Annotated in this window: 7 protein-coding genes; all 7 read left to right on the top strand. The window is 33.8% G+C overall.

Annotation, left to right across the window (positions count from 1 at the left end):
* Positions 1-560: 560 nt before the first annotated feature.
* The 7 genes from BUC17_RS13690 (at position 561) to BUC17_RS13660 (ending at position 9,632) form a co-directional block, all read left to right on the top strand.
* Positions 561-2,345: an AAA family ATPase gene (locus BUC17_RS13690; protein WP_073365474.1), complete on the top strand. Its 1,785-nt coding sequence runs from the start codon at positions 561-563 to the stop codon at positions 2,343-2,345.
* Between the two features lie 102 nt (positions 2,346-2,447).
* The gene (locus BUC17_RS13685; RefSeq protein WP_083545011.1) at positions 2,448-2,879 is read left to right on the top strand and encodes a hypothetical protein; all 432 of its coding nucleotides are present in this window, start codon (positions 2,448-2,450) and stop codon (positions 2,877-2,879) included.
* A gap of 408 nt (positions 2,880-3,287) precedes the next feature.
* Positions 3,288-3,905: a DUF6705 family protein gene (locus tag BUC17_RS13680; protein WP_073365472.1), complete on the top strand. Its 618-nt coding sequence runs from the start codon at positions 3,288-3,290 to the stop codon at positions 3,903-3,905.
* 457 nt (positions 3,906-4,362) lie between these two features.
* Entirely contained in the window at positions 4,363-5,595 is a 1,233-nt protein-coding gene (locus tag BUC17_RS13675; protein ID WP_073365470.1) for a DUF4297 family anti-phage-associated protein, read from the top strand.
* Between the two features lie 4 nt (positions 5,596-5,599).
* Positions 5,600-7,372: an ATP-binding protein gene (locus tag BUC17_RS13670; RefSeq protein WP_073365468.1), complete on the top strand. Its 1,773-nt coding sequence runs from the start codon at positions 5,600-5,602 to the stop codon at positions 7,370-7,372.
* A 188-nt stretch (positions 7,373-7,560) separates the two neighbouring features.
* Complete coding sequence (locus BUC17_RS13665; RefSeq protein WP_073365466.1) at positions 7,561-8,193, top strand: DUF5677 domain-containing protein; 633 nt, start codon at positions 7,561-7,563, stop codon at positions 8,191-8,193.
* A gap of 596 nt (positions 8,194-8,789) precedes the next feature.
* The gene (locus BUC17_RS13660) at positions 8,790-9,632 is read left to right on the top strand and encodes an alpha/beta hydrolase family protein (protein WP_143161824.1); all 843 of its coding nucleotides are present in this window, start codon (positions 8,790-8,792) and stop codon (positions 9,630-9,632) included.
* Positions 9,633-9,919: the final 287 nt, after the last annotated feature.

Raw genomic sequence — 9,919 nt, 5'->3', positions numbered from 1 at the left:
TAATGTACTGCGCTCTTCCGGGGTAAGCCCTGTTAAAAATGGAAGATTGGTGTTGATGGCTTGTAATGCAGCTTTGACAGCATTAACTTGTTCTGAGGTGGCAGTGACATTCATACGATTAAAATTTAAGTTAGGCATAGAAATAATGGTTTATAAATTCATCTTGAAATTACACAAAACCGCCAAAAACCGCCAAAACAAAGCGCCAAAAAAGTTGTCTTTTTTTTAAAATATACACATGATGTATAGCGTTTTGTGCAATAGTTGTAACCGTTGAAAAATGGAGTTGAGAAAATTTTTATACACGATTGTGAATAACTATCCCTTTTACGAACGGGGGTTTTTCTGTAAGTTTGAGGTACTTAATTTTTACTGTATACACCGATGGCATTAAGTTGGAATTAGATAAAAGATTGTGCGGTTAAATTTTCCAATGAATGGAAAGACACTACAAATGAGGAATTGGGGTCAGATCGATAATAGATTTTATAATCAATTAATCATATAAGTTGACACAAGAAGAATTAAGAATTGTTGAGAACGGTTAAGTAAGATATTTTATGAGAAAAGATAGATACAAAATACCTAAAGGATACAAAGGCATTAGTAATGAAATTATACTAGAATTCAATACACAATTAGCAGTTATAACAGGACTAAATGGTTGTGGAAAATCAACAATGTTGAAATATCTTTATGAAAATTATCCTGATAGAAGTAAATGTTTTATAAAAACTCCTCAGAATTTTAACTTTCAAAGTAACGAAAGAAGAACAGTAACGTCAATTAGAGGAAGCGTAAGGTACAAAGATGATGTCTCTTTTGATAATGTTATGCAAGATATTGAATCTGTAGGCTTAAGACTTGGAAGAATAGATACTACTTTTTTGGATAAAACAGACTTTTATTCTTCCCTATTTGATCAAAATTCTATTAATTATGAAAAAGGTTATACATATCTAGAGTCAATTGCAAAATTACTTTCAGAGTATCAGTTTGATGATTTAGATAACATAAAACGTTCATTTGGTGTTATCACAGAAAATGATGTTGATCAACATTTAATTTTGGATTTAAATAAATCAAAAGATGAAAATCAAATTAACTTTGGAGTTAAGCAAGGTAAAAGTATTTTACAGAAGTATAAAAATTTTGGTCTAAATGAAGAACAAACAAAAAGATTAAATTTAAGTAGAAAAAAAATTGAAGATAAACTAAAGATTGAATTAAGAAAAAAATCAAGTGTAAATAGCGAACAATCTTTAAAAAAATATGTATATGGACTACTTACAAGAGAATTTCGTTCAATAGAATCTATTGTAGATAAAATGTCAAATAAAATTTATCAAGATTTTAAAACAAAAAGTTCAAGAACTAAAACAATAAAACTATGGCAGGAAATAAATAATGAGTTACATAAATATTATTTAAAAGGTTATTTCAAATATAAGTTAGTTCCTCCACAAATTTTTGAATCAAATTATGAAATAGCTTTTGAACGATTTGATAAATCCACTCAATCATTTATCCATTTTGATTCCCTGTCTAGTGGAGAAAAAGTCATTTTCGAACTAATTTGCTACTATTTCGCATCAAAAGAATCTAAATTAGAAATGATTATGTTAGATGAATTTGATGCCAATTTAAATCCATTACTTGCCGAACAATATATTGAGGTTATTAAAGAGCAATTCAAAGATATTAAAGTTGTTCTTACTACTCACTCTCCTTCGACAGTTGTTGAAGTTGAACCAAATGAATTGTTTGAATTAAATGATTCTAAAGAGCTAAAATGCGCTTTTGACGAAGATGGTAAAAGAGAAATTTTAAAAAGATTAGCTCCTAAGTTTGTTTATCATGGTGAATTTGGAATATTAGAGGATGTATTTAATTATAAATATGAGATGATTGTATTTCTTGAAGGAAAAAATGACGTTAAGAACTTTGAAAGTGGTTTAACAAATGAAAAATACAAATTTATTGATTCTCATGGCGTAGGAAACATGCCAGATTTAGTTAAAATTTTTAAAGCTATTCCTTTCTTTAAAAAATTAGCTCAGCAAAAACTAATTGTCTTTTTATTTGATTTTGATCAGGAGGGTATTGATAATATGATAAAATGCGTGCCTAAAAATAGTCAAGAAATTTTCGAAAAATTTAATAAAAAAGAATGTTATTTATCCAAAGTTGAAGAAGATACAAATATATATGTGACTCATTTAATTCCAGATAATGATCACTCTTGGAAATTAAACAATGAATATAGACATCAAGAGTTAAAAAAACAAGGTGAACAAGGTATTAAAAGACAGTTTGCTAATTTAGATTTAATATCTTTATTGTAAAGTTTAAATGAGGACACTTGGTCATAACTTTTCGTTTTTAAATATTCTCATAAGCAGATACTTTAAAATTATTAACTAAATCAACTAAAAAGTATAAATTTTATGACTAACTATTGGAAGCAAAAAGATATACCACACAAAGGTTGGATTTTGATAGATGTAATTGATGTACGAGAAGATAATCAAACCGAATACGAAACAGAATATGAGTCTTGCATGATGTGTGGAAATGAACGTATTAGATTTGTTCATGTAGTTGAACACTCACAATACAATGAATCTTTAAGAGTTGGCTGTGTATGTGCAGAAAAAATGACTAATGATTATTTGAATCCAAGAAAGTTAGAACAAAAATTACGTAATAGAGCCTCTAGAAGAGTTAATTGGAAAAATAAAGAATGGAAATTTAGTCTAAAAGGCAATCGATATATAAAACAAGATGGGCATTTGATTACAATATTTAGAGATAAAAAAACAAATAAATATAAAGTATCAATTGATCAAACTTTGGTAAAAAAGTATTTAACACTTTAGATGAAGCTAAAGTTGCAGCCTTTAACGGTATAGAATATTTTAAAGATAGAGAGGAGTGGTAATTTACACCCCGCTCTGCAAAGGCCCCGCTCTTCGAAGTCTCCTGTACTCTTAGCTCGTAAACTACCTGAGAATTATTATTTGTTACCACGCGAAAGATTCGCGCGGGAGCGGCGGGAAATAAAATTCATTCACCCGCTCTACTAATTCTCCTAACTTTATAACTCGTAAACTACCTGAAAATTAGTATTTGTTACCACGCGAAAGGATTGACTCCGTCGAATTTCATTTCGCGCGGTAGCGGCGTTAATTTCATGGGATACTGGGTTTGGCTATTATTATGGCACAATCAATAATGATAATACCTACAATTGGAATAGATCAAATTAAAATTTAAAAATATAAAGTATGAAAAAAAAGATTTTCTCGATTCTCCTTATTATGATAAGCTTTATAATGCAAGGACAAACAGTTAAACCTATTGAACAATATTTTGATTTAATCGATCAGGACAATGTTTATTTTAAAGATGTTAATAACCTATTCGATAAATTTCTTGGAGAATGGGAAGCTACAAATGGATTACATTATGTTAAAATAAAAATTACAAAATCAATAAAAGTAGAGCAAGGATTAACAAATAATTATAGACGATTGATGACAAAAAAGCGTTTTTTTGATATTATTCATATTGATTATACATACATATACAATGGAACTACAATTTATAATGTAACAATGCCTTACCCAGTTCTAAACGGTAAAATTCTATCATCAGAAATTTTTGGATATATAATTATAAACAATAACCTTACTTTAGACTTATTTTACAATGAAGTTACAAACGAGTGTAATAGAGATAAAACTGGTAATTTAAAACTGACATACATAAATTCTGTAACACCACAACTAAACTGGGAGCGAACTGAAAAACAAATTCTGATGCCTGATTCATTTTGTACAGGAAACCAGATAGATACCAGTCCTTATAAAATTCCTGCAAATTTAACTTTCATAAAACTTTAAAATTATCCCCGCTTTCCCCGCTCCCCCCCGAAATGAAATTCAACAAAATCAATCCTTTCGCGTGGTCTTTAAATCCCCACCCCGATCGCGCGGATTTGCAATCCGTGTGCAACATACCCGCTTTCCCTAACTCCCCCACGAAATGAAATTCAACAGAGTCAATCCTTTCGCTTGGTCTTTACAACACCCTCACTCCAGTAAGAATAATTTCACAAATAAGCAAAACGGCGCTCCACAGCGCCGTTTTTTTAGGTCTTGCCGTAACGCCGCACCCTGCGGAAAGCCCTGAATTTCAAGCCCTCCGGAAAAACACCCCCAACACTGGGGAAAAATACCCCAAAAAACAGGTAAAAACCCTGAGGGCAAGTTGTGACGAATTTTTTATTTTGGGGGGATAAGTAGGAATTAAGTTTACTTAGTAATACGTTACAGGCAACCGTAAAGACAAACAAATACAATGACAACAAGAGCAGCAGATGCGACTATTAAAGGTTACTATTATCAGTTTGACACTTCAATCTTGAAGTTGTTAGAATTAAGAGCAAATGCTGATTCGATTACCATTGAAGGAATTGAAGATATTGACATCAACACAGCAACAGATGCAACTACGATTCAATGTAAGTATTTGTCAAAGCCACGATTTATAAATTCAGCAGTCAGAGAACCAATAATATTGATGCTTGACCATTTTGTAAATCCAGCTACTCCGAATAATTACAACTATGTTTTGTATGCTCACTTTGAAAATGAAACTCCGGGTAGTGAACCAACAATTGACCTTGCAAAACTCAAAGACATTTTAACCTATACCGAAAATAAAGTTGAAAAGAAACATCACACTGACAACGGAATAACTGATGTAAAACTCAATGCTTTTATCAGGCAGTTCAAATTGGTTTTTGGGAAAGAGTTCAGCGCGCAACAGCAAGAAGTCATTCAAAAATTGAAAACCAAATTTAGTTGCACAGACTTTGAAGCGGACACTTTGTACTATAACAACGCTTTGCGAATTGTAATCGACAGAGCAATAAAGAGAACAACATCTCAAAGAGTAATCACAAAATCAGAGTTTATTTCAGGAATTGATTGCAGTAAGAAACTTTTTAACGAGTGGTTTATTAAACTTCGTTCAAAAAGAGAGTATCTAAAATTGGCGGCACAAGGATTGAAATCCACAAGAGCACTTGACCCAATCAGAAGCAAATTAATTGTAATAGGTAAAGAAATTCTTACTGCTGACAATTCAGAAATGCCAATTGAATCCTTTCTTGAGAATTTAGTTGCCAAGTATTACAAAATGAATTCAGCTTTGCGAAACGCAAAGCCATTAGCATTTGTTCTAGATTGCGATTCAACGACATTAATTGGAATAAAACGAAATTTAATAGGAAGCGAGTTAACTTTCAATGATGGGCATGAAGGAATAAGTTTTTCAAGTCAGTATTTCAACAAAGAGCCAATAATCAATACAACTACAAACGGAATGAAAATTTTGAAGGCCTCATTCTCATTCAAGCTGATTTCAAGAACTTGTTTGATTGCGAACATTGGAACTATTCAACAACCAAGTGTTTTGCTCAACTTCTCTAAAGAAGATTTGCCAAGCACCTTTACTACTGACAAACAATATTTTGATTTCAAGTATTGCGAAAACTTAAGAGACATTTACAAACTATTAGCACCATAATTTTATGCCAGCAAGCACGACAGATATTTTCAGAATCCTCACAGTAGCACCTAACCTCATTCAGATTGAAGTTTTGGATGCCGACCAATTCAAACAAGATGCAAATGATTTTACAATTGGAAGTTACCTGAAAATTTCAGATGATTCCAACACATCAATCATTGCTTTAGTTCAGAGTTTCAAAATTAAAGAAACGACTAACTCAGGCACAGTTGAAGCAACAAATCCATCTTTTATTTTGGATGCACAGCCCATAGGATTTTTGGACGAATCAGGTAGCTTCAAAAGAGGCGGACAACAAATTGCAATTCCACCAAGCAATGTTGTAATTGCAGATGATGAAGTTCTCAAGAGCATTTACGAATCAGTTGGAGAAGAAAAGAAATTTTGCTTTGCAAAATTGGCTCAAAAACCAAGTATTGAAATTGCTGTTGATGGCGATAAATTCTTTAGTAAACATATTGCTGTTGTTGGCTCAACAGGTTCAGGAAAATCTGGAACAGTCGCAAGAATTTTACAAGAAGGAATCAGTCCCACAGCCGACCAAACCCAACGAGCAGTGTTGAACAACACTCATATTTTGCTATTTGACCTGCATGGTGAGTATAAAACTGCATTTCCAAAATCAAAAAAACTTGACGTAAGCAATTTAGTCCTTCCTTACTGGCTCATGAACTCAGAAGAATTGGAAGAAATGTTTATTGAGAGTAATGAAAATAATTCTCACAATCAGATTTCTCAATTTCGTTATGCTGTAATTCAAAACAAAAAGAAACACAATCCATCAGTAACAAATCCATCTTATGATTCACCGCTTTATTTCAGTTTAAAAGAAGTTCATACTTTCATTACAAATTTGAATAATGAAGTAGTTGGTAAAGCAGACGGAGAAAATGCTAGGCCCAAGCTTGCTGATGGGACACTAATTGATGATAGATGTGCTTACTACTTTGACCAAAAAAGAACTTTCGTTGTTCAATCAACGGCAGCAGCAACCAAAGCATCAAACGGACCTTTCAATGGAGAGTTTGACAGGTTTGTAATGCGACTTGAATCTAAAATTAATGACGACAGATTAGCGTTTCTTCTTAAACCAAAAAAAACAGATACAACCGAATTCACAACGACCGACTTTCCGACAATATTGAAACAGTTCATCGGTTACAACGATGATGTAAAAGACAACATCACAATTATTGACTTGAGTGGAATCCCATTTGAAGTTTTAAGCATCGTTGTTTCTCTAATAAGCCGTTTAGTTTTTGATTTCTGTTTTTATTTCAAGACCGTAAAAACTGCAACCGAAGAGGTGCCTTTCCTTTTAGTCTTGGAAGAGGCACATAATTACATCCCTCAAAGCGAAGGAGCAAAATATTATTCTGTTAAAAAATCTATTGAGAGAATTGCAAAAGAGGGACGGAAATATGGTTTGTCTTTAATGATTGTAAGTCAACGTCCCTCCGAAATTTCCGAAACAATTTTCTCTCAATGCAACAATTTTGTTGCAATGCGACTTACCAATCCCACAGACCAGCAATATGTAAAGCGACTAATGCCTGATAGTGTAAGTGCAATCACTGATACACTCCCAGTTTTAGAAAGACAGGAAGCTTTAATTATTGGCGACAGCATTCCAATTCCAACAATTGTGAAAATAAAAGACTTAACTGACAAACCTGATTCAAAAGACATTTTATTTAGAACTGAGTGGAAAAAAGACTGGGTTACAATCACTTTTGATCAAGTAATCAAAAAACTAAAAAAAGAGGTGTTATAAGAACGGCAGCCTATAACACGGGTTTTGCGTCAAGCGGGGTGACGCGCTCCCGATAGCTATCGGGATGGAGTTCTGTTCTTATTTTCAAGTCCATTACTAAGTGAAATTTATGACCACTATAGTCACATAAATTTTTTAATATCAAAACATTAATTAATGTACATAGACAAAATTTAAGAAATTATGTTATGCAATCTTCAAATGAAATAGATAAAGAGTTAAATGGTATTGTTGCAAAACTTAATGAAAAAGCTACAATGCTAGCAAGAAATAACAAAAGTGATTATCTCGTATTTGCTTTAAGAGGCTTAAGTAGTTACACAAGTGTACTTTTTAATCGTTTGATAGCAAATCAAAATATGCCGATTGAACATCTAGCTTTTACAGCAAGAAATCTTTTCGAATGTTATTTACTTATAGCTTATATCATTGACGAACCTATCAAAGCAAAAGAGTTTATTAGCCAAAAAGCCTTTGAAGAATTGGAAATCAATGAGGGTTTTTTATGCTTGACTACAGAAACCACTTCTGAATCAAGTATTAAAACGATTCGTGATAGAATGAACTACATTAATGAAGTTATGAAAAGTGCAGAGTTAACTCCAACAAAGTATTGGAGTGTTAGCAATTTAGCAGTTAAAACAAATAATAAAATAGAATATGACGCATTCTTCAAACTATATTCAAAATATGTACACCCTTCTTCTTGGATTGTGAACAGTCACAGCTTTGAATATGATAATCCCGTATTTAAAAGTATCTTCTATTCACAAGGACACATCTTTACGAAACGAATTATAAAACTTCTTTCTAAAAATTAAAGTAAATAACCCGATCGCGCGGATTTGCAATCCGTGCCCCGCTCCCACGCGAAATGAAATTCGACCCCACTCCCAAGCGAAATGAAACTCGACTCAGTCAATCCGATTGCGCGGATTTACTTCGTCTGTTCGACTAAAGCCTTGGGGCAACCCGCGCGCTATCGTTCCAAAATGTTCTTTCGTAACGCTCACCCCCCAAGCTCCCTGTAGTACCCCAAAATGACTCTCGTGCAGTGACCCGCCCCAGCGATTGCAGCGGCATCCTTTGCTGCAGCGTTAGCGAAGGCAAAGATATAGCGGAAAGCGCGGCGGCTTGCCGGGGGCTAAAAAAGAATTATGAGTTATAAATTATGAATTATGAGCCTGCCTTCCGTTAGGGAGGTTATGCATAAGGAACCCAATCGCGGATTTACAATCCTAAACCGCTCCACGACTCATGTGAAAAGCACGTTGAATGTCAGAAAAAAAAGGTTAGATGGCGTATTTTTTATAATTTGCAGCAGTTAGTAAGGCTTTGAGGTATAGAACGTTAAGCGAAAGTGTATTAACGGCATTAAACCCTGTAGACCGATACATGTCTCATTAAAAAAGAAAATATGCGATTTTTAATAGTACTACTGTCCACGATACTTTTTTCTTGCAGCAAAGACAACAGCACAAGCACTGCTAGTTCTACTGCGTATCGGCAAACGAGGACCATTTCGTATAATTCGGTGAGTGTGGATGTTATTATAGACAAACCCGCAACTAACGCATTGGATGTTTTGCTTGTTTTTCACGGAACGGTAACTGCTGACAGTGCCATTCTTACTGCGGCCAACACCACCCTCAATACCTTCAAAGGGATTTTGGACAGACAGGATATGATGATTGTAAGCGTAGCCTATCCGCAAGAATTTGTATTGTTTGGGGATAATATTGTCAAATGTGAGGCTGCATTATTATGGTTGAAAAATAAAGCCAGTCAAGAATTAGGAATAACGGTGAAAAAAATATTCTTGGGAGGACATTCCCAAGGAGGCTATATGGTAACCCGGCTTAACACCATGCATCAAACCAATGGAGTTATAGCAAATGCACCAGGACCATTGAATCTTGTTTATCGATGCCAATTAGAAGAAAACGGGCAAGTTCAGCCCAGTGCTGTGTGTACAAAATTGAAAAATGTTTATGGTACTACGGCAAGCAATCCCAGTCCCTATTATCAAAGGTCGCTACTTAATTTTACTAACGGGTTTAAGTCCGATATTTTATTTGTGCAAGGGTTAAGCGACTCTCCGATTCAACTTTATACTTGGCCAACGTTTAAACAAGATGTTCTAAGCTGTACCAATTGCCAAAACAGCCAGTTTGTTGAAATACCTGGGGGTGGACACGGATCCTTATTCGAAAGCCCAATTGGAAAAACAGCATTCAACAACTTTATAAATACGCATTGAGTATAGATTACCGTGCGCCCTTTTGGGTAGTAACTATAATCTTCCTGCTTCGGAGCAGAGGAAAAGAAAACAGAAGTTAGAAGAAAGAAGAAAGAAGCAAGAGGAAAGAAGCAAGAGAAAAGATTAGCTTTGGGAAACAAGGAAGCTAATTGCTAATTGCTAATTACTGAACACTGAACACTGAACACTGCCCACTGTACTTCCCTAATTAGAGTTGACCGTTTTTAAACATTAATTTCATTGTTAAAAATAGTAATAGATTTTTGCTCAAAAGTACTTTTGAGCAA

Origin of the sequence: Flavobacterium fontis (genome assembly GCF_900129405.1) — a bacterium.
In the GTDB taxonomy this organism is placed as follows: Bacteria; Bacteroidota; Bacteroidia; order Flavobacteriales; family Flavobacteriaceae; genus Flavobacterium; species Flavobacterium fontis.
The sequence above is the reverse complement of the archived record's forward strand: the minus strand, read 5'-3'. Positions and strand labels throughout refer to the sequence as shown.

Coding starts and splice junctions, on each gene's coding strand:
- BUC17_RS13660 (WP_143161824.1), top strand. CDS start 8,790: ATGCGATTTTTAATAGTACTACTGTCCACGATACTTTTTTCTTGCAGC.
- BUC17_RS13665 (WP_073365466.1), top strand. CDS start 7,561: ATGCAATCTTCAAATGAAATAGATAAAGAGTTAAATGGTATTGTTGCA.
- BUC17_RS13690 (WP_073365474.1), top strand. CDS start 561: ATGAGAAAAGATAGATACAAAATACCTAAAGGATACAAAGGCATTAGT.
- BUC17_RS13670 (WP_073365468.1), top strand. CDS start 5,600: ATGCCAGCAAGCACGACAGATATTTTCAGAATCCTCACAGTAGCACCT.
- BUC17_RS13685 (WP_083545011.1), top strand. CDS start 2,448: ATGACTAACTATTGGAAGCAAAAAGATATACCACACAAAGGTTGGATT.
- BUC17_RS13675 (WP_073365470.1), top strand. CDS start 4,363: ATGACAACAAGAGCAGCAGATGCGACTATTAAAGGTTACTATTATCAG.
- BUC17_RS13680 (WP_073365472.1), top strand. CDS start 3,288: ATGAAAAAAAAGATTTTCTCGATTCTCCTTATTATGATAAGCTTTATA.